General features: G+C 63.4%; 1 protein-coding gene. It reads right to left on the minus strand.

Features of this window, described 5'->3' with window-relative positions; all coding sequences use genetic code 11:
- Nucleotides 1-1,074, minus strand: a complete 1,074-nt coding sequence (locus ACIQTZ_RS24015; protein WP_402984842.1) for an IS630 family transposase — start codon at nucleotides 1,072-1,074, stop codon at nucleotides 1-3.
- Nucleotides 1,075-1,128: the final 54 nt, after the last annotated feature.

Below are 1,128 nucleotides of genomic sequence, written 5' to 3' on the forward strand. Positions count from 1 at the left end.
CTAGTGTCGCGTGTCTGAAGTAGTTAAGCGGTTGGCTTTGGCGAGGATTTGTTCTGGGGTTTTGGTCCAGATGAAGGGGTGGGACCGGTCGTTCCAGCCGTTGATGAATTGCCGGATTTTCTGGTTGAGGTCTTTGACGGACGTGAAAACGCCGCGCCGGATGGCTTGCCGGTCGATGATGCCGAACCAGACCTCGACGAGGTTCAGCCAGGACCCGGAGGTCGGGGTGAAATGGACCGTGAAGCGGGGGTGGGCGGCAAGCCAGGCTTTGACTTCGGGGGTTTTGTGGGTGGCGTAGTTGTCCATCACCAGATGCAGTTCCTGGCCGGGGTAGGCGCGGTCGATCTGGCGCAGGAAGGCCAGAAATTCCTGGCGCCGGTGCCGTGGTTTGAGGGCTGCGGTGACCTGGCCGGTGGCCGTTTCGAGCGCGGCGAACAAGGTGGTCGTGCCGTGGCGGGTGTAGTCGTGGGTGTGCCGTTCGATCTGGTGTGGCTGCATCGGCAGCATCGGTGCCGTGCGGTCCAGGGCTTGGATTTGGGATTTTTCGTCAACGCAGAGGACGACGGCGTTCTCCGGCGGGGCCAGGTACAGGCCCACGACATCGGTGACTTTCGCGACCAGTTCCGGGTCGGTGGAGAATTTGAACGTCCCGGCCCGCCAGGGTTGGACCCCGTATTCCCGCCAGGCCCGGGCCACCGTCGCGTTCCCCAAGCCCAGATGTGTGGCCAGCAGTCTGGAGGACCAGTGGGTTACCCCGTACTTTTTCGGCGGCGCCAGCAAAGTCGCGGCCACGATGTCCCGGTGGTCCGTCCGGCGCGGGCGTCCCGGACGGTCCTGGTCATGCAGCCCCTCAATCCCCGCTAACTCGTACCGGTTCCGCCACCCGATGACTGTGGTGCGGGTCGTCCCGGTCCGTTCGGCGATCACCGTGTTGGACAGGCCCTCCGCGGCCAGCATCACGATCCGCGCCCGCTGCGCGAGCCCTGCCCGTCCTGCTGTCGATCGGGACAAGCGCAGAAGCTCTTCGGAATCACCTTCACGAAGACCCAGGGCAGCAGCAGGACGATTAGCCATAATCAATCTTCCCAAACACCCAAGCGTCTAGGTATTAACGACACGCGACACTAG

The sequence above is a fragment of the Paenarthrobacter sp. NPDC090520 genome, assembly GCF_044769205.1.
Taxonomy (GTDB): Bacteria; Actinomycetota; Actinomycetes; order Actinomycetales; family Micrococcaceae; genus Arthrobacter.

What these genes read in the sequence shown, in the direction of transcription:
- ACIQTZ_RS24015 (WP_402984842.1), bottom strand. Translation starts at nt 1,074, where the DNA reads ATGGCTAATCGTCCTGCTGCTGCCCTGGGTCTTCGTGAAGGTGATTCC.